23 protein-coding genes are annotated in these 22,179 nt (G+C 49.8%); 16 read left to right on the top strand and 7 right to left on the bottom strand.

Annotated features, from left to right (window positions below):
- The first annotated feature begins 120 nt into the window (after positions 1-120).
- From thrS to PsAD37_RS29545, 3 genes are all read left to right on the top strand, one after another.
- Positions 121-2,067, top strand: a complete 1,947-nt coding sequence (gene thrS, locus PsAD37_RS22325; RefSeq protein WP_063297976.1) for a threonine--tRNA ligase — start codon at positions 121-123, stop codon at positions 2,065-2,067.
- Between the two features lie 154 nt (positions 2,068-2,221).
- Entirely contained in the window at positions 2,222-2,530 is a 309-nt protein-coding gene (locus PsAD37_RS29550) for a GNAT family N-acetyltransferase (RefSeq protein ID WP_342633597.1), read from the top strand.
- Positions 2,531-2,544: 14 nt separating this feature from the next.
- Positions 2,545-3,039 (top strand): 1-acyl-sn-glycerol-3-phosphate acyltransferase, encoded by a 495-nt coding sequence (locus PsAD37_RS29545; RefSeq protein WP_342633596.1) that lies wholly within the window; start codon positions 2,545-2,547, stop codon positions 3,037-3,039.
- A gap of 116 nt (positions 3,040-3,155) precedes the next feature.
- Here PsAD37_RS29545 and PsAD37_RS22315 read toward each other — a convergent pair whose 3' ends face one another.
- The gene (locus PsAD37_RS22315; RefSeq protein WP_063297975.1) at positions 3,156-4,241 is read right to left on the bottom strand and encodes a hypothetical protein; all 1,086 of its coding nucleotides are present in this window, start codon (positions 4,239-4,241) and stop codon (positions 3,156-3,158) included.
- A 259-nt stretch (positions 4,242-4,500) separates the two neighbouring features.
- Between PsAD37_RS22315 and PsAD37_RS22310 the strand changes: the two genes are divergently transcribed.
- Positions 4,501-5,106 carry a nitroreductase gene (locus PsAD37_RS22310; protein ID WP_063297974.1) on the top strand — a complete coding sequence of 202 codons (606 nt, stop codon included), beginning with the start codon at positions 4,501-4,503 and terminating at the stop codon, positions 5,104-5,106.
- Between the two features lie 16 nt (positions 5,107-5,122).
- Positions 5,123-5,734, top strand: a complete 612-nt coding sequence (locus tag PsAD37_RS22305; protein ID WP_063297973.1) for a flavin reductase family protein — start codon at positions 5,123-5,125, stop codon at positions 5,732-5,734.
- Between the two features lie 26 nt (positions 5,735-5,760).
- Here the strand turns inward: PsAD37_RS22305 and PsAD37_RS22300 are convergent, their stop codons facing one another.
- Positions 5,761-6,447, bottom strand: a complete 687-nt coding sequence (locus PsAD37_RS22300) for a hypothetical protein (RefSeq protein WP_063297972.1) — start codon at positions 6,445-6,447, stop codon at positions 5,761-5,763.
- A 184-nt stretch (positions 6,448-6,631) separates the two neighbouring features.
- Between PsAD37_RS22300 and PsAD37_RS22295 the strand changes: the two genes are divergently transcribed.
- Together PsAD37_RS22295 and PsAD37_RS22290 are read left to right on the top strand one after the other, a co-directional pair.
- Positions 6,632-7,594, top strand: a complete 963-nt coding sequence (locus PsAD37_RS22295) for a transglycosylase SLT domain-containing protein (protein WP_063297971.1) — start codon at positions 6,632-6,634, stop codon at positions 7,592-7,594.
- Positions 7,595-7,739: 145 nt separating this feature from the next.
- Positions 7,740-8,879 (top strand): DUF2336 domain-containing protein, encoded by a 1,140-nt coding sequence (locus tag PsAD37_RS22290; RefSeq protein WP_063297970.1) that lies wholly within the window; start codon positions 7,740-7,742, stop codon positions 8,877-8,879.
- Between the two features lie 21 nt (positions 8,880-8,900).
- On the opposite strand, the gene PsAD37_RS22285 is transcribed toward PsAD37_RS22290, so the two are convergent.
- From PsAD37_RS22285 to PsAD37_RS22275, 3 genes are all read right to left on the bottom strand, one after another.
- On the bottom strand, positions 8,901-9,416 hold the full coding sequence (locus PsAD37_RS22285; protein ID WP_208992021.1) for an Hpt domain-containing protein: 516 nt from the start codon (positions 9,414-9,416) through the stop codon (positions 8,901-8,903).
- A 149-nt stretch (positions 9,417-9,565) separates the two neighbouring features.
- Positions 9,566-10,342, bottom strand: coding sequence for an NAD kinase (locus PsAD37_RS22280; RefSeq protein WP_063297968.1), 777 nt, complete (start codon positions 10,340-10,342; stop codon positions 9,566-9,568).
- 453 nt (positions 10,343-10,795) lie between these two features.
- Positions 10,796-11,938: an anhydro-N-acetylmuramic acid kinase gene (locus PsAD37_RS22275; protein ID WP_063297967.1), complete on the bottom strand. Its 1,143-nt coding sequence runs from the start codon at positions 11,936-11,938 to the stop codon at positions 10,796-10,798.
- Positions 11,939-12,402: 464 nt separating this feature from the next.
- On the opposite strand from PsAD37_RS22275, the gene PsAD37_RS22270 reads away from it, so the two are divergent.
- The 6 genes from PsAD37_RS22270 to PsAD37_RS22240 all read left to right on the top strand — a co-directional run bounded on the left by PsAD37_RS22270 (position 12,403) and on the right by PsAD37_RS22240 (position 19,386).
- On the top strand, positions 12,403-13,080 hold the full coding sequence (locus tag PsAD37_RS22270) for an OmpW family protein (RefSeq protein WP_063298048.1): 678 nt from the start codon (positions 12,403-12,405) through the stop codon (positions 13,078-13,080).
- 435 nt (positions 13,081-13,515) lie between these two features.
- A complete protein-coding gene (locus tag PsAD37_RS22265; RefSeq protein ID WP_057462497.1) occupies positions 13,516-14,028 on the top strand; it encodes a helix-turn-helix domain-containing protein in 513 nt (170 codons plus the stop codon).
- Positions 14,029-14,078: 50 nt separating this feature from the next.
- Complete coding sequence (locus PsAD37_RS22260; protein WP_063297966.1) at positions 14,079-15,068, top strand: nitronate monooxygenase family protein; 990 nt, start codon at positions 14,079-14,081, stop codon at positions 15,066-15,068.
- A 177-nt stretch (positions 15,069-15,245) separates the two neighbouring features.
- Entirely contained in the window at positions 15,246-15,623 is a 378-nt protein-coding gene (locus PsAD37_RS22255) for a hypothetical protein (RefSeq protein ID WP_057462495.1), read from the top strand.
- Positions 15,624-15,889: 266 nt separating this feature from the next.
- The gene (locus PsAD37_RS22250) at positions 15,890-17,224 is read left to right on the top strand and encodes a sodium-dependent transporter (protein WP_063297965.1); all 1,335 of its coding nucleotides are present in this window, start codon (positions 15,890-15,892) and stop codon (positions 17,222-17,224) included.
- A 728-nt stretch (positions 17,225-17,952) separates the two neighbouring features.
- Complete coding sequence (locus PsAD37_RS22240; protein ID WP_208992020.1) at positions 17,953-19,386, top strand: sodium-dependent transporter; 1,434 nt, start codon at positions 17,953-17,955, stop codon at positions 19,384-19,386.
- 79 nt (positions 19,387-19,465) lie between these two features.
- Here the strand turns inward: PsAD37_RS22240 and PsAD37_RS27915 are convergent, their stop codons facing one another.
- On the bottom strand, positions 19,466-19,744 hold the full coding sequence (locus tag PsAD37_RS27915; RefSeq protein ID WP_082827057.1) for a hypothetical protein: 279 nt from the start codon (positions 19,742-19,744) through the stop codon (positions 19,466-19,468).
- 147 nt (positions 19,745-19,891) lie between these two features.
- Between PsAD37_RS27915 and PsAD37_RS22230 the strand changes: the two genes are divergently transcribed.
- Complete coding sequence (locus PsAD37_RS22230; protein WP_153039847.1) at positions 19,892-20,161, top strand: hypothetical protein; 270 nt, start codon at positions 19,892-19,894, stop codon at positions 20,159-20,161.
- A 17-nt stretch (positions 20,162-20,178) separates the two neighbouring features.
- On the opposite strand, the gene PsAD37_RS22225 is transcribed toward PsAD37_RS22230, so the two are convergent.
- On the bottom strand, positions 20,179-20,517 hold the full coding sequence (locus tag PsAD37_RS22225) for a hypothetical protein (protein ID WP_063297962.1): 339 nt from the start codon (positions 20,515-20,517) through the stop codon (positions 20,179-20,181).
- Positions 20,518-20,813: 296 nt separating this feature from the next.
- On the opposite strand from PsAD37_RS22225, the gene PsAD37_RS22220 reads away from it, so the two are divergent.
- Entirely contained in the window at positions 20,814-21,461 is a 648-nt protein-coding gene (locus tag PsAD37_RS22220; protein WP_063297961.1) for a hypothetical protein, read from the top strand.
- Between the two features lie 450 nt (positions 21,462-21,911).
- Positions 21,912-22,106: an Arm DNA-binding domain-containing protein gene (locus PsAD37_RS22215; protein WP_063297960.1), complete on the top strand. Its 195-nt coding sequence runs from the start codon at positions 21,912-21,914 to the stop codon at positions 22,104-22,106.
- Positions 22,107-22,179 lie beyond the last annotated feature (73 nt).

The following is a 22,179-nucleotide window of genomic DNA, read 5'->3' as shown; positions in this document are numbered from 1 at the left end:
AGAGTTGGGTGCGCTTAAAATCATCTGGACGCGTCTTCAAGAATTGTTTATTCAGGCAATCCATGATTAACACCAAACCGCTTACCTGCCTTGTTTGCAGGAGTGAGCTGGAGACTTGATATGCTGCAATTGACTTTCCCTGACAATTCCGTTCGCGAATATGACGCTGGTTCCACCGGAGCTGACGTTGCGGGGAGCATTTCTAAATCTCTCTTGAAGAAAGCTGTTGCCGTCGCGATTGACGGTGAGCTGCGCGATCTTTCTGATCCTATTCCAGCAAGTGCTGCGATTGAATTTGTTACTCGCGATGACCCTCGTGCGCTGGAATTGATCCGCCACGATGCGGCGCACGTGATGGCAGAAGCTGTGCAGGAGCTGTGGCCTGATACACAGGTTACAATCGGCCCTGTTATCGAGAACGGTTTTTATTACGACTTTAAGCGTGAAACGCCATTCACACCTGAAGATCTGCCAAAAATCGAAAAGAAGATGCAGCAGATCATTCAGCGCAATGCGAAGTTTACCAAGGAAATCTGGAGCCGCGACGAAGCGAAGGAATACTTTGCTTCCAAGGGTGAAGATTACAAGGTTGAGCTTGTTGATGCGATTCCTGAAGATCAGACTGTTAAGATCTATAAGCAGGGTGACTGGCTGGATCTTTGCCGTGGTCCGCATATGGCATCCACTGGCCAGGTCGGTCAGGCATTCAAGTTGATGACTGTTGCTGGTGCTTACTGGCGCGGCGATTCCAACAATGAAATGCTGACCCGCATCTATGGTACTGCATGGTCCAATGAGAAAGACCTGAAAGCTTACCTCCATATGCTTGAGGAAGCTGAAAAGCGCGACCACCGTAAACTTGGCCGCGAAATGGATCTGTACCACTTCCAGGAGGAAGGTCCGGGTGTTGTCTTCTGGCATCACAAGGGCTGGCAGCTGTTCCAGAACCTGACCAACTACATGCGTCGCCGTCTTGCTGATGATTATCAGGAAGTGAATGCACCTCAGATTCTGGATAAGTCGCTCTGGGAGACTTCCGGTCATTGGGAATGGTACCGTGAGAACATGTTTGCGACTGAGACCGAAGACCACCGCGTCTTTGCAATTAAGCCGATGAACTGTCCTGGTCACGTCCAGATCTTCAAGCACGGCCTGAAGTCCTATCGTGATCTGCCACTGCGTATGGCTGAATTCGGTGCGGTTTCCCGCTATGAGCCATCCGGTGCGTTGCATGGTCTGATGCGCGTTCGCGCGTTTACGCAGGATGATGCGCATGTGTTCTGTACTGAAGAACAGATGGCTGCGGAATGCCACAAGATCAACGATCTGATTATGTCCGTCTACAAGGACTTCGGGTTTGAAGAGATTGTTGTGAAGCTCTCAACCCGTCCTGAAAAGCGTGTTGGTTCTGATGAAGTCTGGGATCACGCTGAAGCTGTGATGGGAGAAGTGCTGAAGGAGATCGAAGCGAACTCTGGCGGCAAGATCAAGACAGGCATTCTTGAAGGCGAGGGTGCGTTCTACGGTCCTAAGTTTGAGTACACTTTGCGTGATGCTATTGGTCGTGAATGGCAGTGCGGTACCACTCAGGTCGATTTCACCTTGCCAGAGCGCTTTGGTGCGTTCTATGTCGATAGCGATGGCGAGAAGAAGCAGCCGGTGATGATTCACCGCGCGATCTGTGGTTCTTTGGAACGCTTCCTCGGCATCCTCATTGAGAACTTTGCTGGTCATTTCCCGTTGTGGCTGACACCTCAGCACTTCGTTGTGGCAGCAATCACCTCTGATGCAGATGATTATGCAAAAGAAGTGCATGCGGCGCTGAAAAAAGCTGGTTTGCGCGGTGAGCTGGATCTTCGTAATGAGAAGATCAACTACAAAGTTCGTGAGCATTCTCATGCCAAGATCCCAGTGATTATTGCAGTTGGTAAGCGTGAAGCAGAAGAGAAGACAGTGAGCATCCGTCGTCTTGGTTCGCGTAATCAAACATCAATGACATTGGATGAGGCGGTGGCAAGCCTTACTGATGAAGCAGCAGCTCCAGACCTGAAAGAGCAGGCTTCCTGATCTTTTCGACTGAGTGAAATTTTGAAGGCTGGCTGCAGGTTTCTGTTGCCAGCCTTTTTCTTTTTGGCCTCACTGTCGCCTAAACTTCACGTAAGTTTGCGAAAGCTTACAAAACCCGCTCAGATGAAAATGAGTTATGTGAAGTGAGGATGTCGTGAACTACGCCGATTTGAGCTATGCCAATAATAATCATCCTTTATTGAAGCGGTGGCTTATTCGCGGCATTGAAGGTCTTTCTGGCAGACGAGCGCTGCTGAACCTTTATGAGGGCTGGCGAACAGGCTTCTCAGTTTCTGATCGAGCGCTTTGGCGAGATCTGCTGGATCAGATTGACCTGTGTGTGGAATGTTCTGGACACGACTGGCCGCCCTCTGATCTAGATGGAAAGCCTTTGGTGCTGATTGCAAACCATCCCTACGGTATTGCAGTGGCATTGCGATCCTTTCACTTGCTGAGCAGCTGAACCGTCCTTATCGCGTGCTGATCAATAACGAGCTGGTGAAGGTGCCTGAGATCAGGCATTTTGCCTTACCGGTAGATTTTGAAGAAACCGAAGAAGCCTTGCGGACCAACTTGAAAACACGGCAGGAAGCCCTTAGACTGCTACGGGAAGGGCTGGTGATTGTGATCTTTCCAGGAGGTGGAGTTGCTACAGCTGCTAAGCCGTTTGGCAGGGCTGAGGAGCTTCCTTGGAAGACGTTAAGTGCCAAGCTCATTCGAAATGCGCGAGCAACGGTGTTGCCAGTTTATTTTGAGGGGCAGAACTCGGCATTGTTCCACATGGTCAGTCGCTTTTCCCTGAGTTTACGATTGTCGCTTCTCATCCGCGAATTTAAGAGCATTCTGGGACAAACCATTCTTGCGCGGATTGGCTCTCCTATTTCCTTTGAGGTTTTAGAGGGATGCGAGAGCCAGAGAGAAATGATGGATGAACTTCAGGCAAACTGTTATGAGTTTGCGGGATTGTGTTGAGACGCCAAGGGCGGAAACCTTTTTTCTCCCGTAGGGCCTCCTCCTTAACGTGTGCGTAAACCAATAAAAAAGGCGCCGAGTGAGGCGCCTTGGTCATTCTTAATCTTGTGCAAGCCTTACAGAGGGTTTTCTGCAAGCACTTCCACTTCCACATTGTTTACGCTTGGATTGACCGTGAACTCTTCGCGATACATCTCACCATTGTTGCGCGCCATAACCGTATAGGTTCCGGCTGCTAGGGTGAGGTCAAGGAATGCGCCATTGCCGCTTGCAACGGTGTCGCCGCCTGGAGAGAGGATCGTCCAAGACGTGTTGGCCAAAGATGTTTTGTTCTTGACGCTTACCAGTTTCAGCGTGATGTTGCCTGCCTGATGGTAAAGGGTTGCTTCGGTCAGCTTGCCTGCCTGAACGTGAATATCTGCGCGTACGACAGCGTTGACATCGCCGTAGCGGCTTTCAATATGGTAGGTGCCTGCGCTCACTGGAACCAGCTCGCCCGGCTTGATGCCAGATGCAATGAGACCGCGGTTGCCCGTGGTGTCGTAAGTCATATCGTAGATGTTAAAGCGCACATCTTTGCGTGGCATCTGTTGATCATTACCCAGAGCAGCGTCCAGACGAATGCCACCTGCATTCAGGATGATTGTTCCTGTCTTCACACCGCTTTTAAGTTCATAGCGAGTGGTTGCAGTGACTTTGCCAAAAGAGGTGTGAACGAGGTAAGTACCCGGATCGAGGCGGAATTCTGCGTCCTGATCTTGAGAGGACGCAACCATAGTCAAAGATCCGTCATCATTTTCTTTTGAAGAGTAGACACGCCATTTCAAGCCGCGTGTGAGGTTTGGTGTTCCCTCAGCCAGCTTTGCTACCAGATAAAGGACAGGCTGTGCGCCGACAGGTGCCTGCTCTGCGCCTACAGATGGGGGAGCATACGGCAAAAAGCTCGTACCCATTGTTGGTGCAAGGGATTGTCCCTGATAACCGCTGAGCGGATCATAGCTGATAGGAGGTGCGATGGTCTTGTCTGGCTTTGCGCCCAAGTCCAGCACTTCTTTAGAGAATGGCAAAGCAGGTTTGGAAACAGGAATAGGACCTGCAGCCTGAGCGGCGTTTCCAAGCAAGGCCAATCCAGCACAAAATGCTGTGGCGGTTGCTGCGCGTTGTAGCGCTTTGCTGAACGTCGATATCCGCTCTAACTTCACGTGTGCTCTCGCTACTACTTCAGAAAGTGTTACCCGTGTGCGACAGTAAATACAAAACCGACACCCGATCGAGTGAAATCAGATTACAGTGACAAACTGTGATTTGGAAGTGTTTTATAAATTTTTACTAAGTGGGTTGGGGATTGGTAGTCAATGTGGCAAGAATGGGGCAAGACCATCCTTTAATTGACACAGTTGATATTCTGTATAGGACTATTGCGTAGCTTTAATCGTTGAAATCCTGAAAAGAATCGAGACCGTGGAAACTAAAGACCTTCCAGAACTGAAGAGTTTTCTCAAAACTCGTCGCTCCCATCTCGCTGCAACGCTCGTGCATCCTGGTCCCAATCAAGCACAAATTTCAGAGCTTCTTGAAATGGCCTGCCGTGTTCCAGATCACGGAAAAATTTCTCCTTGGCGGTATATTATCTATGACAATTCACAGGCTGATCCTATCGGTCTAAAGCTTGCTGAAATTGCAGAAAAACGTCAGGGCTCCCTTGGTGAGAACACCAAGGCAATGGAGCTGGAGCGATTCAAGCGTGCGCCGTTGGTTATTGGCGTTTTGTCTTCTCCAAACCGGGAACATAAAGTTCCGGTCTGGGAGCAGGAGCTTGCTGTTGGGGCGGTTTGTGTTTCGCTCCTCAATGCCTGCTTTTCAATGGGTTTTGCAGGCCAGTGGCTCTCTGAGTGGTATGCTTTTGATGATGAGGCAGCTGCCTATCTTGGCGCTCGTGATGGGGAGCGGTTTGCAGGCTTCATTCATATCGGAAGCGCTAGCATTGTTCCGAGTGAGCGCCCTCGGCCTGATGTTGCCCGATTGACTGAATATTTTGAAAGTTCTCTTTCCGGTGTTGATGCGTAGGAGTTGAGGTAAGTATATGTTTTATGAAGCGAATAAGCCGCATGGATTGCCCCACAATCCATTCAAGGCTGTTGTTGTGCCTCGTCCGATTGGCTGGGTTTCTACCGTCTCTAAAGACGGTGTGCGCAATTTGGCTCCGTACAGCTTCTTCAATGCGGTGTGTGATACACCGCCGATGGTTGTGATTGGTTCCAGCGGTTACAAAGACTCTGTTCGCAACATTGAAGAAACTGGCGAGTTTGTCTGCAACCAAGCCACGTTGGAACTCGCAGATGCGATGAACCTGTCCTCTGCAATGGTTGGTTCTGATGTTGATGAGTTCGAGCTTTCCGGTTTAACGGCAGAGCCATCCAAATTGATCAAGGCTCCACGTGTTTTAGAAGCAAAAACTGCGTTGGAATGTAAGCTGGTCAATGTGCAGCGTCTGGTCGATATTGACGGAAATGAGACCAACAGCTGGCTTATACTGGGTCAGGTTGTTGGTGTGCATATCGACGAGAGTGTGCTCGAAAACGGCATGCTCAATGTGGCGAAAATGAAGCCCTTGGCCCGGTTGGGTTATATGGATTACTCGGTGGTTGATTCTGTATTTCAGATGGACCGGCCAGTTCTTCCAGAAAAAGCATGATGGCGGGCGCTTAGGCGCCCCTTTTCTTATCTCGAAAATACCTGTTGTATCTGTTGTGCGTCTTCAGTCGTGTTTGCGTTCATGCCGGTAAAGCCGAGTGCTACTGATTTTTCCAGATCCTCGAGTGCTGCGATTGGTGCCGTATCCAGAGCAATCAGATGAGCCGATTTTGCAGCAAACAGGCATTGTGTTTGTGCATATTGAAATGGTGGTAGCAAACTTCTGTTTTGATCTCTGGACTGTTTTGCATCCAGTGCCTCTTTCAGCGCCTCTTCATTCCATGTCAGCGCGGTTAGGCGCGGACTGGTGTCGGAGAGGTTCATGAGGTTGTGAAACGCCACAGGATATCTGCCAAGTTCAGGAATGATCTTCATTATGCAATCCTGCAATGCGTGTTCGGCCTCAAAGACTGAAAGTATTGCGTGCAAACGTTCAATATCGGCCCGAGACTTGATGAAGGTTGGAATGACGCCTCTTGGCTTCACATGAGCATAGGGCTTGAGCGTTGAGAGGATCGTGCTCTCTGATGGTTCGTTCAGCATGAGGTAGAGATCGTGGTGTTTGCCCAGCTCTGCCAGAGTGTTTGGCGGGCCATAAGGCTCGAACTCGCTGACGGGCTTTTCTGCCAGGATGGCGAATGATACATTCCTCAGAGCTTTCAGCTCTTCCGTCTTATCGAATGTTGAAGCCATCGCGCTCAGCAGGCAGTTCATTGCTTTTCTCCGAATCCAATCAGAAATTGAATTGTAATGCATAATTCGTAGAGAACAGGATAGGCGAAAAATCTGTTTTAACTCAAATAACTCAGTGAGTTCAGTAGGGTAAAATTAAAATTTAACTATTTGTTAACTAATATTAAGGGATATTAACTAATAGTATCATAGGGGGCAGATTCTCGTGAAGGTTGCAGGCGATCCTTCCATTGCAGGGCGTATTGAATCGGCTTTTCAAAAGGCCAGTTCCAAAACAGGTACGTCTTTTGACTTTCTGCTGCAAGCGGCTGCCCGTGAATCTTCCTTTGACCCGAACGCCAAAGCTAAAACCTCCTCTGCCTCAGGGCTTTTTCAATTCATCGAGTCCACCTGGCTTGAGACGCTGAAGAAAAATGGCGAAGAATTGGGTTTGCAAGACTATGCGCAGCACATTCGTGTTGATGCAAATGGCAAATACCGCGTCGATAACAACCACCTGAAGCAACAGCTTCTGGATCTGCGTTATGACCCTGATATCTCTTCGCTTGTTGCCGGTGCTTTGGCGAAAGATAACGCCTCCGGGCTTTCCTCAAATCTGGGGCGGGATCCGTCTGCTGGTGAACTGTATCTTGCGCATTTTCTTGGGGTGAATGGTAGTCTACGGCTTTTGAATGCTGCTCAGGACCGACCAGAGCACCCGGCTGCGGACCTGTTTCCGCTGCAAGCGCGGTCCAATAAGGCTGTATTTTACAACAAGGATGGACAGGCACGGACTGTTAGTGATGTGCATGACCGCCTGGTTGGGCGCTTTAATGAAACGATTGCTGGTTCAGACCGTCTGGCAGTTGGTGTGCGTAAGGGGCCGATCACTAAGCCGATTGACAGCCATCGCGTTGAAAGTCGTATTCTGACAGCATGGCGTGCGACGACGGTTGATAAAGATGAGGCTCCTTTTCAGTCCCTGTTTCGGACTGATGAAGCGGCAGCATTAACTGCGTCCAAAGCTGTGAGTGAGACGAAGCGATCCGGTGTTGAGGTTCAGGAATCAATTAGCCAACAGTTTGTTGCGCCAAAACCAGTTGCGCGACCATCTGGTGCACCTTTGGACCTGACCAAATTTCTTGCGCCGTCCCAAGCAAGTGGAAAGTCCTTAAGTAAGAAGGTCTAGAACCTGTGACTTACAGGTGTTTCTTGCTGCTCTAATCTTTCAAAAAACAAGTTTTACGAGAAACTGCGGATGCGGTGAACGAAGCCTTAAGAATTATGATTAATTATTTCTACCCATAGTTGGTGGATACAGGTTTCTGAGTGCCATGATTATCAAGAGTTTTCTGAATTGGGTGCAGTATGCGCCAAGTGGAAGTCGCGCACAGGCGGCTGGTGCTTTGGTGCGTGCTTTCTTGTACTCTGAACTTGAAAGCTCTGAGTACAGCGAAGCAGAGGCGGCATTGACCTTCCTGCTTGATGATCGTGATGTTACGGTTCGGATCGCCCTTGCAGAAGCCTTTGGCGCTGCAAAGATTGTTCCTTCTCACATCATTTCTGCTTTGCTCGTGGACGAAGATGAAGTTGCGCTGCCTTTGCTTTCTGGTGTGACGACTATTCCAGAAGGTGAGCTGGTGGATCTTGTTGCGACAGGCTCCACTCAGCGTTGTGTTGCAGTCGCCAGCCGGCCTGAAATTACCGTGGGTTTGTCTGCTGCTATCTGTGAAGTTGCTTGCGAAGAGGCCTGTGTTGCTTTGCTTGCAAATGAGAAAGCAGAGATCACACCCAATAGCATGGAGCGTGTTGTTGCGCGGTTTGGTGAAAGCCGGGACGTGAAAGATGCTCTGATGTCTCGTGATGATGTTCCCTTGCAAATCCGACATATGATGCTGCGGCGTTACACTGAAGGTCTTGGTGATCATCCGCAGGTGCTTGGTGCAAGGAATATGCGTGCTCCCGAGCAACTGGTCGCTGATGCGCAGGATCGTTCCACGATTTCACTGGCCTGGAGTGCCTCTGACAAAGAGCTGCACGGGCTTGTTGAACATCTGGTTGTTTCCGCTCAGATGACAAGCGTTCTTTTGCTTCGTTCAGCAGTAACCGGTTGCTTTAACCTGCTTACAAGCTCGTTGGCTCGCTTATCTGATTATGATGAGGATCAGGTGTTTGACGCATTGGCGACGCCATTTGGTGCTTCGCTGCGCCGTGTCTTGTCAGCTGCTGGCTTGCCTGATCGCACGCATGCGCTTTTCCAGGAGTGCATTGCCAGCTGGCAGCGGGTCGAAAACATGCAGATCGACCATTGGTCTAAGTCACGTATTGTTGCGGGTGATCTGATTGCACTGGAAGATGAGCTGGGTATTGAGGACCTGGGAGATCTGCAAGACTTGTTGCATCGCCTCTCCAATGAGGCGGCGCGCGCAAGTGCACGTACTCGTGTTGCTGAAATGCTGGGCGACGTTGCTTAAGGTATTCAGCTTATTGCCTGATTAGCTGTCGACGAGTTCCGTGAGCGGTGCGCTTGCTTCTTCCAGCCTTGTCACAAGCGCGACACCAAGCCGATTGGTATCATCGCGAGCATCTTCAGAAATCATTGCATTGATTGCGCTTACGTGCTGAGAGATGAGCTCTTTCGGGAAACTCTCTTGTGTTCTGGCTGCGACGAGCAGCAGTGTCAGGTTGTTTGCAACACGGCCAATCAGTGGGAAGCCCAGAGTTTCCGCCTGGCCTTTGATGTCGTGGGCGCAGCGGAATAATGCGTCGTAGGTTTCCTCTGTAAAATCAGCGCTTTGTGCTGCCTGATGGGTTTCTTTCAGGCAATCAACTTCCGACCCCATCCAACTTTCGAACTTGTCAGAAAGTTTCTCGATGGCTTCTTCAGCTGCTTTGACTGGATCGAATTTGGCAGCTTCAATGGTCGACATCTTCCGGACTTTTTTGGAAAGGTCGTTTGGAACGCGGATGCGTTCCTGAGAAGATTTATCTGAACCAGTTAAAGAAGCCATTGTCCTGCGTAATTCCTGAGCCTGCATTGCTGTAGGCACGATTATATTTCGAATTCGAAATAATATCTAACTATTTTACGAGCAATTCCAATCCGAAGTTGCTTCTTGTAGCATATTTAGCTGTGGCCACAGCATCAACAGGTTGTGTCTTAGTACTTAAACATCTCAGAGAGGATACGTTCGTCCCAGCTGTGTTCATTATCAAACATGATGCAGCTTTGAGCTGTTGCATCCTGATAGATTGTCGTGCTGATAACATTTCGGAACTCACGGTGATCAGCTGCTGCGTTGACCGGGCGCTTATCTGCCTCAAGCACTTCAATTTTAACGGTATTCTGCGTGGAGAGCAGGGCACCGCGCCAGCGTCTTGGGCGGAAGGCACTGATGGGTGTAAGTGCCATCAGGGGAGCGTCAATCGGCAGGATTGGGCCATGAGCTGACAGGTTATAAGCTGTGCTGCCCTGGGGAGTAGAGATAATGATACCATCGCATGCCAGCTCTTCCATGCGGACGCGTCCATCAACGGAGATGCGAAGTTTCGCAGCCTGATGGGATTTGCGCAGGAAAGACACTTCATTGATTGCGCGGGCGGTGAACTCGTTTCCGTCTTTGTCGACAGCTTCAATGTTGAGTGGATGGAGAGGCGTTATCTCTGCTTTTTCAAGGCGTTCGATCAAACCGTCGGTTTTGTACTCGTTCATGAGAAAGCCGACTGAACCGCGATTCATGCCGTAGATCGGCATGCCTTTGTTCATAAACTTATGTAGATAAGAGAGCATAACTCCGTCGCCGCCGAGCGCGACGATGACGTCCGCATCGTCTTGCGAGGCAGATCCGTACATCTTTTCAAGAGCTTGGCGTGCAGCAAGTGCTTCTGGCGTATCGCTGGAAGCAAAGGCAATGCGGTTGATAGTTCTTCTCTTCAAAGACGGCTCCTCCCTCAAAAAGGAGGTAGCATGACTTTGGGAAAATTCAAACTGCCTTTATGTCGCTTCTCGTGGGATTGCCAATGGATTAGCACATGCCTTGCCCGTTTTTACTGTAAAAAATACATAGACCCTATAAGTATTGTGTTGTGTATTTGTGCAATACTACTTGTTTGTGTTCGAATAAACATCAAGGTACTGAATTGCAACAGTTGTTGTTTTGGTTGTTTGGAGGGGTTTTTGTTAAAATAACTTTCGAGTATGTTGATTGTGTTGCAGATAGTTGAAATTCTTTCAAGATATCAATTATCTACAATGTTGCGACCAGAATATACTGCCTACCTTTTCTTATAGATATTTGAAGTTGAGACCTTTTGAGCTTTAAACAAGAGGTCGGTGGGAGCTCTTGCGCGGCGGCAAGGGCTCCCACCTTTTTACTTCTGGTACGGCTGTTTAGCTGGTGTGTTGGTGTGGAAGCGCCTTGGTGCCACCTGACATAGCTGTTGGAACGCCTGTGGTTCCCGGAAAGCTGATCGGCAAATTGAGATCGCATCTGGCGGCGAGGAAGGCGAAGCATTCGGCCTCCACTGCATCACCGCGCCAGCCAAGTTCCTCTGCCTGAATGATTTTTACGTTTGCCCGTGCTTCGATCTCTTTCAGAAGCTGCGGGTTTTTGCGTCCTCCACCGCATGCTACCAGGCAGGCCGGGCGTTTTGGTAGCATGTCCAACCCTTTGCCGACTGCGCTGGCTGAAAATGCAGTGAGTGTTGCTGCGCCGTCTTGCAGAGAAAGGCCGGTTGCCATGTCTTTTGTGAAGCTGTTGCGGTCGAGAGATTTTGGGAACGGGGCTGTGAGGTAAGGGTGGTCCAGCAGCGTTTTGAGGCGGTCTTCGTCCACTTGTCCGCTGGCTGCGATAAGGCCTTCGCGGTCCATGTCGCCACGATTATGGGAGCTGATCCAGTCGTTTATAGGCGCATTGGCCGGGCCTGTGTCGAAGGCAATCAGGGTGTTATGCCCGTTCCACCACGAGATGTTGGCGACGCCGCCGAGGTTCAGAATTGCTGTGTCCGTTGGATTGTCGGATAGACCTGCACTTCTTAAGAGGGCCTGATGGTAGATGGCTGCGAGGGGTGCGCCTTGTCCACCTGCTTCGATATCTTGCGTTCTGAAGTCGTAAATCACTGGAATATCGAGCATATCGGCGATGAACTGGCCGTCACCGAGTTGGCGGGTTGCGCCTTTTTGGCCGCCTTTGGGGGCTCGGTGCAGGACGGTTTGGCCGTGAAAACCGATTAACGCAATATTTTGCGTTGAAATGGAGTTTTTTGAAAGGAAATGTGAAATTGCGTGGGCTTGTCCCTCGCTGAGTGCTTTCTCCGCTCGTGAGAAAATTTCAGGTTCCTCGGATGCGAAATTCCAGTCCTGAGCGGCGGCCATGGCTTCGGCGATCAGCTGATTGGTTTCAGGGGGATAACTTGCCAGTGTGTAAGGGCCGAACTCTTCGATGGTTTGTCCATCGGTTTTCAGCATGGCGATGTCGACGTTGCCGTCCATTACCGTTCCGGTCATCAGACCGATGCACCACTGCGCAGCCATTTATTCCCCCACTCACAAAACCCGGTAGACTTAAAACTGAAGAGACTTCGGTCAGAGCCAGATGTTGCAAGGAAGGTGTGTGCCTTACGGATCTGCCTACACGAAGTCTCCACTTCATAGCGGGTTCTGGGCGCAGTGACAAACGTTGGAGTGAGGGAAGCCTGTGTGTTTTCAGCTGGTGATTGTAATGATAGGAGGCATTGTTGTACGGGTTACATATCAATTATTATAATGAAATGAAGTGGTGAGAGTTTCCTTAGCCTTGTTGTGTTCGGGCGATTGTGCTAGTTTTCTTGCAGGAAATGTCTATTTGAAATCAACATTTCACATTTCTTATCCGGCAAAATTACTATTATAAATAGTACTTATATTATCAATGCTGGTTTGATGCACCTCAATGCTCATGTGCTCCACTCTCAATAATTGGATAAGTGTAAAGCTCGCTTATGCAACTGGAGGTGGAGATGAGTTTGAAAAGGGTGATGGGCCTTATGGTCACTGCTGCGATGGTGGTGCCTGCTGGTCAAGTTCTGGCGGCAGATATGCCTGTGCCACAGGAAGATATCGTTGCTGCGGCTGCATCTGAGAAGAGCCCTTGGCAGATCCGTGTGCGCGCTCTGGGTGTGATCCCTATGGATGAAGGTCATGTCAACGGTGTCTCAGGGTCTGATCTGTCCTATTCCAACACAGTGGTGCCCGAACTGGATATCACCTATTACTTCACTGAAAATATTGCTGCTGAGCTTATTTTGGGAACGACGTGGGCAAACGTAGATGGTGATGGTGCTCTTGCTGGTACCGATGTCGGAGACACATGGATCCTGCCGCCAACTTTGACTTTGCAGTATCATTTCACCAACTTTGGCGCTTTCAAGCCTTATATCGGTGCGGGCGTGAACTACACGATTTTCTATAATCAAGATGCCAACGATGTTGATGATCTTGATATTGAAAACACATTTGGTGCAGCGCTTCAGGTTGGTTTCGATTACATGATTGATGACAACTGGGGTGTAAACCTTGACGTCAAGAAGCTGTTCCTTGAGCCAGACTTTGACGTGAAAGTTGGCAGTAACAAGCTGAAGGGCACAGCTGAGCTGAATCCCTGGCTGGTTGGTGCTGGTATCACCTATCGTTTCTAAGCGGGTTTTGGTGGCTTAAAAAGTTAGGCTTGGATGTGTGAGCACCCAAGCCTTTTGTTTTGGAATTGCCTGATGCTTCAGGCTGTTTCCAGGATCTTTGCGTTATTCACCTGCATTTCTTTGCCACGAATACCAAAGAAATGAGTGAATGCATTGTTGTTTTCCTCTGTGAGAAGTTCCGCCAGTGTGCCGTCTGTATGAACCAGCTCTTAAGCGAAGTTAGTAAGTGGCGGGGCGAAATGCTCGCACACAGATTGGCTGTTTGCTGAGACCCTACTGAATGCGGCAACCCAGAGCGATTTTGGTGCTGTGCAGAGGTTTTGAAAAAGACTCAGTGGTTCGGTTGAAGACTAGGCCAAAGAGCTAGGTTGCCCATTAGGTAAACTGGAAATAGCTTCTTTAAACGAAGTTAAATTGAAAGTGCCGGAGCCGGGAATGAGTGGAGCGCGACGAAGCTTTGCAGGTGTTGACTGCGCGGTTGCTCAAGCGATCGAGCAGATGGGGGATCCCTGGATCCTGCTTATTCTGAGGTGCCAGTTTCAGGGCATCAAGCGCTTTGATGACTTTCAGGGGCATTTGCAGATCTCCACCAGTGTACTGACAGATCGTTTGCGGCGTCTGGTGCAAGCGGGTTTGCTGCGTAAGGAGCAAGACCAGCAGGACAAGCGCGGAACGGTCTATCTTCTCACCGAGAAGGGCATGGACTTTTACCCGGTGATGATTGCGCTGCACCAATGGAGTGAGCGCTGGGAAGCCCGCGAAGGTGGGCCGAGGCTGGAATTGCTGGACAAACAAAGCGGAGAGCCCGTGCGTGATGTGCGTGTGCTTTCGCAAGACTACAGAGAATTGAGTGCCCGGGATGTTCTGGCGCTGGTTGATGACCAAAGTGGCGAGATGATGCAGGACATTCAGGAGAGATTGAAGCGCCGGAGAGGTGATGCTGCCTGATGTTGTGATCAAACAGGCAGCAGATTGAATTGTAAGGGAGTGTGTTTGAAATGGCTTTGCCGGATATTTTGAAGAATAAGTTGCGCCTGCCAGTTGTTGGCAGTCCTTTGTTTATCATCAGCAATCCAGACCTTGTGATTGCACAGTGTAAGGCAGGGATTGTTGGTTCCTTCCCAGCGCTTAATGCTCGCCCGCAGGAAAAGCTGGAAGAGTGGCTGATCCAGATTACAGAAGAGCTGGCAGCTTATGATGCGGCTAATCCTGACAAACCGTCAGCTCCGTTTGCTGTAAACCAGATTGTGCATCGCTCCAATGATCGTCTGCAGCATGATGTTGAGCTTTGCGTGAAGTACAAGGTGCCAATCGTGATTACCTCTCTTGGTGCGCGCCCAGAGGTGTTTGATGCGGTTCATTCTTACGGCGGCATCGTGCTGCATGACATCATTACCAACACCCATGCGCATAAGGCGGTTGAGAAGGGTGCTGATGGTCTGATTGCTGTTGCTGCTGGTGCTGGTGGCCATGCAGGCACAACATCGCCGTTTGCGCTTATTCAGGAAATCCGTGAGTGGTATGATGGCCCGCTTCTGCTTTCAGGCAGTATCAGTACTGGCAAGTCTATTCTTGCATCGCAGGTGATGGGTGCTGATCTGGCTTACATCGGGTCTGCGTTTATTGCGACTGAGGAAGCAAATGCTCAGCAGGCCTATAAGCAGATGATCGTTGATAGCGGTGCAGAGGATATCGTGTATTCCAACCTGTTTACCGGTGTGCATGGCAACTATCTGAAGCCATCCATCGAGCAAGCAGGTATGGATCCTAGTAATCTGCCAGAAGGCGATCTGAAGACCATGGACTTTCACAGTGCTGACAAGGGTAAGCCGAAGAGCTGGAAAGAGATTTGGGGCTGCGGTCAGGGCATTGGCGCAGTGAAAACCATTGGCAGCACTGGCGATCTGGTTGCACGGTTGTCGTCAGAGTATGATGCGGCTTGCAAAGCGGTGACGGCGCAAGCTTCTGCACTGGAGCCTGCTGAGTAAGCAGGTCTTGCGTTTGGTTTGCGTGTTAGCTCACAAGCCAGTTCGATATTGATACATATTACAAGGCTGCTGGGTTTGGCTCAGCAGCCTTTTCTTTCACATCTGTGCGGATGTTTCGTCCTTATCAGTGTCCTGCCATGATTTTGTAAGGGTGGGACCAAACAAGAAGGAAGAAAAATGCGTAACTTTTTGTGTCTCGGCCTTCTATTGGCCGTTCCTTTCATGGTTGCCTCTGAAGGCTATGCTCAGGGGAGTTCCAACCAGGTTACTCCGCCCATGACACAGTACTGTAATCGCGGTGATGTGCTGTATGCGGATGGAAGCAATGCAGACGGCCCAATGCCGATGATCAAGTGCGGTCAGAACTCGCTGGTTTATCAACGCACCAACATGAGCTTTCCGCTGTCCGTTGTCTCCAATGGCAAGTTGTCCGTGGGCAATGCAAACGGTGCTTGTCAGAGTGCAAAAGCTGTTGGTGCGGATGCAATTGTCAGCAACATCCAGTCTCTTTGCAATACGACACTTTGGCCGAACTCTTGTGCTAAGTGTAATTGAGTATAAGATATATCACTGGTAGTATTGATTGCTGCATGTCTAAAGTAATCAATACTACTTATATTGTTGAGTTAATCTCACCAAATGCCGCGTAGTAATCAGTATTACACTTTTATAGGTATCGTGACACCTGATGGTCATATATGAGAAACTCTGTTGCATAAAAGGGGTGTATCTCTAGCGTTATATTGCTAGAATCGGGCAACTTGTGAAAGTTGATTTCAAAAATACACTTAAGCAAAATCAACAAGAATGGCTTAGGTCACATGCAACGAGAGCATTGGGGAAGTCGTATCGGCTTCATTCTGGCTGCTGCAGGTTCAGCGGTTGGGTTAGGTAATATCTGGAAATTTCCATATTTGGTTGGCGCGGAAGGCGGCGGGGCATTCCTCGTTGTCTATGTTGCGTTTTTGATCGCGATCGGCGTGTGCGTGATGATCGCGGAGATTGCGCTGGGACGTCATGCTCAGGCCAATCCGTTCAGCGCGTTCAGACGTGTTGGCGGTGCAGGCTGGTCAATTTTTGGTCTCATGGCGGTTTTGACCGCGTTTCTTATTCTCTCGTTTTATTCCGTTGTTGGTGGCTGGACCATTGCCTACGTGGTTAAGACAATCACTGGTGCATTTTCCGGTTACTCCGATGCGGAGTTTAAGGGACACTTTGATGCTCTTGTGTCAAACGCGGTTGAGCCGATCATTTATCACGCAGCCTTTATGGCGATTGGCGTGCTGATCGTGATCAACGGTATTACCGGCGGCATTGAAAAGGCATCGAAGATCATGATGCCTCTTTTGTTTGTTCTGCTGGCTTTGCTGGTTATCCGGTCTCTGACCCTTGATGGGGCAATGGCAGGTGTTGAGTACTTCCTCGTTCCTGACTGGTCTCATCTGAATGCGGACATGGTTGCCGCAGCTCTGGGGCAGGCGTTCTTCACGCTGTCTCTGGGTATGGGTGCTTTGATCACCTATGGTTCTTATCTGGGTAACAAAGAGAGCATTCCAAACGCATCGCTATGGGTCGTTGGTCTTGATCTTCTGGTCGCGGTTCTGGCTGGTTTCCTTATTTTGCCAGCTGTGTTCGCGTTCAACATGGATCCGGCTGCAGGCCCGGGATTGACCTTCATCACACTGCCAGCGATCTTTGCTGAACTGCCATTTGGCATGTTTATTCAGCTTTGTTTCTTCGTGCTGCTGTTTGTGGCTGCGATCACCTCAGCAATCTCCTTGCTGCAGGTCGTGGTTGCGTTCATTTGCGAAGAGTTCAATGTTGGTCGTAAGGCGGCCACCATCTGGGTTGGCATTGTGATCTTCCTGTTTGGTGTTCCAAGTTCTCTGGCGCTGGGCGTGTGGGGTGATATCACATTCTTCGAGCTGAATTTCTTCGAATTCCTTGGCTACCTCACTGACAACTACTTCCTGCCACTTGGCGCGATTGCGACCTGTCTGGTTGCTGGTTGGGTGAGCTATGACAAGTTTGCTGCGGAAGTGACCAATAACGGTGAACGTCCGTTTGCCTATCTGACAGCATGGAAGTGGATGTGCCGTGTGGTTGCACCGCTTGCGATCATCTGGGTGATGGTCCATTCCATCTTCGGAGCATAAAGCTTCACTCAAAAACAATGAAAAGGCCGCCAGTTTTGGTGGCCTTTTTTAATGCTGTTTTATGGTCATCCGTAGTTTGACTTAATCTGGGCCGGAAGAGGGAGGAGAATGTACCTGTTGGGCATAGTCCCTTCACCCGAGATGGTCTTGATAAGGAACAGGGTTATGTTGAGGCAGCTGAAGCGCTATTGGGTGCATTCCATGAATGCCAGATTGCCGCGTGAGATGGTATGTCTGGACGAGGAAAAGCAGGCCAGGTATCGCAGTGTAAGGGGACGTTGGCCTCAGGAATAAGGCCTTGTCACCGTCCCAACGAGAGAAAGAAGCACCGTTTGAGCGGTGCTTTTTTGTGTCTGAACTGTGTTGGTGCGGTGCGTGAGCAGAGCCTGCGACGAAAAAACTTGTGGGCTGGATGTGGTGGCAGGAAGTTGCGTTGCTGTCGCGTGGTTAACGTAATAAGTGGTAGGATCAGCCAATATATATGTATTTTATAGTTAGTTTCATTGTTTGATGGTGAATTATGGGTGTATGTGACTATATTTTGAATTCGCCCATTAAGTGCAGCTGTCAAAAACGCATATTTTTTGAGGTAAGGGAAATTACCTGCGACAATCTGTCAGGTCAACAAGGCTAAAGATTTCATCAAAAGAGCTGGAACAACGAATTCATTTCAAGCTTTTGCGCTTGATTGAAACAAACCATCACATGTTGATTGGCAATAACAAAAAATGAAACGTGAGCAATGGGGAAGCCGCTTCGGCTTCATTATGGCTGCCGCAGGGTCTGCGGTCGGTCTTGGTAACATCTGGAAATTCCCATACCTGGCAGGCACACAGGGCGGTGGCGCCTTTCTGGTGGTCTATCTTGTCATCATGGCAACCATCGGCGCAGCGCTGATCATGGCAGAGATTGCCATTGGTCGTTCAGCGAAGATGAACCCTGTTGGTGCGTTCCGCGCGCTGGGTGGCCGCTTGTGGTCAGTTACGGGTGTAATTGGGGTGATCACGGGGTTCCTGATCCTATCCTTCTACTCCGTTGTTGGCGGCTGGACGATCGCGTATCTGGTGAAGAGTATCGCTGGCACCATTGAATCTGCACAGCCTGAGCTTTTGGAAGCCCAGTTTGGTGGTCTGGTCTCTGCTGTATGGGAGCCAATCTTCTATCATGGTGCATTCATGGTGTTGACCATGGGGATTGTGATCGCAGGTGTGGCCCAGGGTATTGAGCGTTCCGTTAAAGTCCTGATGCCATTGCTGTTCATCCTCCTGATGGTTCTGGTGGTGCGCAGTGTGACCCTGCCGGGTGCCTGGGAAGGTATTGAGTTCTTCCTCGTGCCTGACTGGTCTCAGGTGAATGGCGAGATGCTACGTGCAGCTCTTGGTCAGGCGTTCTTCAGTCTGTCGCTGGGTATGGGCGCGATGATCACCTACGGTTCCTATCTGGATAAGGATGCAGACATTCCGAATGCGTCTTGCTGGGTCGTGTTCCTAGCAGCGCTGGTTGGTGTGCTGGGTGGCCTGCTGGTTCTGCCAGCTGTATTTGCCTTCGGCATGGATCCAGGTGCAGGTCCGGGCCTCACCTTCATCACTCTGCCAGCTGTGTTTGGCGAGATGATTGGTGGTTATCTGTTTCAGATCATCTTCTTCGCTATGTTGCTGATTGCAGCCCTGACCTCTTCCATCTCTTTGTTGGCTATTCCGGTGGCTTACTTTGCAGAGGAATACGGCATTGAGCGCAAGTGGTCTGCTATTGTGGTGGGCATTGTGATCTTCCTGATCGGCGTGCCATGTTCACTGGCTCTGGGTGTCTGGGGCGAGTACAAGCTGTTCGACATGAACTTCTTCGACCTGATGGTCTATGCGGTTGACAACTACACCCTGCCAATCGGTGGTATTCTGACCTCGCTGTTTGCTGGTTGGGTTGTGCTTGAGAAGATGGGCAAAGAGTTGAGCAACGACGGATCTTTGACCTTCAAGTGGATGGGCGCCTTCACATGGATCATGCGGATCGTCGCTCCGCTGGCGGTTGTCTGGGTGATGCTTGGTGGATGGCTGAACTACTTTGTTGTATTAGTTTGGTTGAATTTTTTGACCTTGGCCACGCGGTTTATGGCTCCGTTGGCCGGTGCCTGGGAGATACTGAACGGTCTGCTGGGTAGCTGATACAGCTGACAATCTGAGAATAAAAAACACCCCGATCAGAAATGGTCGGGGTGTTTTTGTGAGAATCTATAGCCAGAGATCAATGCTCGTCTTTCTTATGATGCTCTCTGGTGTGCTCTTTATGGTCATGCATTTTTGCATGGTGGTGGCCGTCGTCCGAATGACTTTTCCCAGGGCGATGCTTGTGTGGGTGTTTGTGGCCCTCCGGATCTCCACCATGTTGGGTTTCCGGATGGCTTTTCTGGCCGCGCTCATACTCTTGTCGATCTTTATCATGCTTGTGCTCATGATCGTCGTCATAGCGCCGCGCCATTTTTTCCTTGGTATGGGCCGATGTATTCTGCTGTTTTTCTGTCATCATTTCCCCGCAAGACTATTTCATAGATGGTTCTAGCATACTCTTGTTTTCTAGCCTGAATGCTATGTGATGGCAGTTATTGAAAGTTGATAGACGGCCCTAAATATCGACTAAAATGCTGGGATTGTGCAAAAAAAAGGGCTGCGCGTGGCAACCCTTTTCGATGTTGATTTGGTTCCTGATTTATCCGTTCTTTGGAGCGGTGAAGACTTTGACTTCTGGCAATTCGCCTTCGAACTTCTCAAAGTCTGCGATGACTGTGTGACCGCAGTTGCCCTGTGCCAGCTTGGATGTGCCAAGGTCTGGAGTGAGAATATTTACATCGCCATAAGCACAGAGGCTGCCGACTTTGCCGTCAAGACTGCCGTGCTACGTGCTGGGGCGTACGCAGCACTCCTTAATTGGCGATGCTTTTGAGTGCTTTGCGTTGGAAGTCAGTTTAGGTAGCGGGAGCCGAACCTGTTCAGTGCGTCTCTTAAGGTTTCCTGTTCATCCAGATGCCGGTTGGCTTCTACTTCGTGGTGATCCAGTTGAGGGCTCTCTTCCGTCATACGAAGGTGATCGCCGGAGTTTTCCTGAAGTTCTTCCAGAATATGGTCAAAGACCTGTACGCGCTCTTTGAGAGAATGTTGGCCACTGTGTTCCAGAAAACCTTTCAGTTTGGCCAGCTCTGCCAGCAAAATCGTGTTGTCTGCGATTTCTGAATGATAGGTGCTCATAATCCCTTCAAGCGCATTTACATCTTCACTAGTGTTTGGGTTCTCTAAGCTCATTACAGGTCTCCTCGTTCTGGGGGAGCATGCGGTCGTGCCTATGGCGATATGTAATTAGCATATAGCCATAAAATGAGGTATTGAGCGTTGTCCGTTGGAGTTGAGGTAAGTCGATGCCTAAACCCTGCCCGAAAGTTCTATGAGAATTTTAACGGCTTCATCAGGGGCCAACTTGCTGATGGGTTTCTCATTCCTTAACCATCTACTGAGTTCTACAAGTCCAGATATTCACGCAGTCGCCAGGCTCTCGTCATTCCTCACAAGTGTTTTAACGCAAATACCGTGAGGAGTTTGGTATGAAAAAAATAATAGGAGCCGATGAGCTGGATGCTGCAACTCTGGAGTTTGGACTTCTGGTGGGGCTGCTTCTTCCCGAGGGGAAAGACCCTGTAGAATACAAACTCAACAAAGACTGGTTGAAAGACCCAATCGCTCAATTGCGTAAGCAGCTACAAACCGTCAGCAAAGATCTCAACGGTTGCCTAAAAGATGCATTGCAGGCCATGAAGAAAGGCAGCAGTGATAAGGCTGAAAATGCTGCTGAGGAATTCAGTAAATGGAATCCGCTTCTTTTTCCAGCTATCGGTTTTGGTGGCCATGTTGGAGATCTGGGTGAAGTGCCTGCAATCGACTGGCTCTCGCTGATCGCGAATGGCGGTGATGTGCCTGAGACCATTGAGAACTGGGTCCAAAAAGTTGCCGGCGATCGCGAAACTCTAAAAGCATGGGGAGCCGCACTGGTTGGCCTCGCAACAGGTCGCCTGGACCACCCAACCGGAATGGGAACTCCCGACACCCCCTACCTCTTCGCCATCATGGATGTGGGATCCATGGGAACCTTGTATCTGTCACTGGCAGCAAGGAATGAAGAGGGTGGTTCTGTCGTGCTCGTCCCTGGGCTATCGTTTGACAGCGATCCGATTGATCTGGATGAGGAGGGGTGAGCTCATTTCAGAAAAGCAAAAAGCCTCTCGAGTGAGGCTCTGAAATTCTCTTGATAAATCAAGAAGAAGAGTGGTGCCGGCAGCAGGGATCGAACCGGCGCCCCCCTGATCGCAAGTTGCAATTTTCAACTCACGTCCACTTACACTCTACTACGATTCAGTACTATGATTCAATGAGTTGTAGAAAATTATTTGCTCCTGCCTACCTTGCATTTCGCTGCGAAACTCGTACATTTGCTTACAATATGCTGACAAGAAACGGTAGGCATAGCGCAAGCGATCTGTAAGGGGATGAGGCCGTGTTTTGCACAGGGCCATTAGAGAAGCCCAAAAGGTCGTCACAAGCTGTCAGGCCGTCAGAAACAGCAGCATTCGGGGAATACTTTTAACTTCTATTTTCGCATGTGGGGCGGCTCTTGTCATGGGCCGTCAGCGGGAGAGTTTTGTCTGATGCCCAATGTCACGAAACGGACGGTCGATGCAGCCAAGCCAACAGCGAAGAAGTACTTCGTCTGGGACGGTAAGCTCTCAGGATTTGGGCTGCAGGTGGCGCCAACCGGGCATAAAACCTTCATTGTCCAATATCGCACACTAGAGCGTGCTGCGCCAGATCTGATTCAGGTTTCTCATTTTAACTTTTTGTGATTCAATGTTGCCATCCTTGTTTTTGGAGGGCACATGGGCAAGCCATATCCGATAGAATTACGTGAACGGGTTG

The sequence above is a fragment of the Pseudovibrio sp. Ad37 genome (assembly GCF_001623075.1).
In the GTDB taxonomy this organism is placed as follows: Bacteria; Pseudomonadota; Alphaproteobacteria; order Rhizobiales; family Stappiaceae; genus Pseudovibrio.
The sequence above is the reverse complement of the archived record's forward strand: the minus strand, read 5'-3'. Positions and strand labels throughout refer to the sequence as shown.

Excerpts from the sequence above, each read along its gene's own strand:
- thrS (WP_063297976.1), top strand. The coding sequence starts at position 121 with ATGCTGCAATTGACTTTCCCTGACAATTCCGTTCGCGAATATGACGCT.
- PsAD37_RS22305 (WP_063297973.1), top strand. The coding sequence starts at position 5,123 with ATGTTTTATGAAGCGAATAAGCCGCATGGATTGCCCCACAATCCATTC.
- PsAD37_RS22300 (WP_063297972.1), bottom strand. The coding sequence starts at position 6,447 with ATGAACTGCCTGCTGAGCGCGATGGCTTCAACATTCGATAAGACGGAA.
- PsAD37_RS22290 (WP_063297970.1), top strand. The coding sequence starts at position 7,740 with ATGATTATCAAGAGTTTTCTGAATTGGGTGCAGTATGCGCCAAGTGGA.
- PsAD37_RS22285 (WP_208992021.1), bottom strand. The coding sequence starts at position 9,416 with ATGGCTTCTTTAACTGGTTCAGATAAATCTTCTCAGGAACGCATCCGC.
- PsAD37_RS22275 (WP_063297967.1), bottom strand. The coding sequence starts at position 11,938 with ATGGCTGCGCAGTGGTGCATCGGTCTGATGACCGGAACGGTAATGGAC.
- PsAD37_RS22270 (WP_063298048.1), top strand. The coding sequence starts at position 12,403 with ATGAGTTTGAAAAGGGTGATGGGCCTTATGGTCACTGCTGCGATGGTG.
- PsAD37_RS22265 (WP_057462497.1), top strand. The coding sequence starts at position 13,516 with ATGAGTGGAGCGCGACGAAGCTTTGCAGGTGTTGACTGCGCGGTTGCT.
- PsAD37_RS22260 (WP_063297966.1), top strand. The coding sequence starts at position 14,079 with ATGGCTTTGCCGGATATTTTGAAGAATAAGTTGCGCCTGCCAGTTGTT.
- PsAD37_RS22255 (WP_057462495.1), top strand. The coding sequence starts at position 15,246 with ATGCGTAACTTTTTGTGTCTCGGCCTTCTATTGGCCGTTCCTTTCATG.
- PsAD37_RS22250 (WP_063297965.1), top strand. The coding sequence starts at position 15,890 with ATGCAACGAGAGCATTGGGGAAGTCGTATCGGCTTCATTCTGGCTGCT.
- PsAD37_RS22240 (WP_208992020.1), top strand. The coding sequence starts at position 17,953 with ATGAAACGTGAGCAATGGGGAAGCCGCTTCGGCTTCATTATGGCTGCC.
- PsAD37_RS27915 (WP_082827057.1), bottom strand. The coding sequence starts at position 19,744 with ATGACAGAAAAACAGCAGAATACATCGGCCCATACCAAGGAAAAAATG.
- PsAD37_RS22225 (WP_063297962.1), bottom strand. The coding sequence starts at position 20,517 with ATGAGCTTAGAGAACCCAAACACTAGTGAAGATGTAAATGCGCTTGAA.
- PsAD37_RS22220 (WP_063297961.1), top strand. The coding sequence starts at position 20,814 with ATGAAAAAAATAATAGGAGCCGATGAGCTGGATGCTGCAACTCTGGAG.
- PsAD37_RS22215 (WP_063297960.1), top strand. The coding sequence starts at position 21,912 with ATGCCCAATGTCACGAAACGGACGGTCGATGCAGCCAAGCCAACAGCG.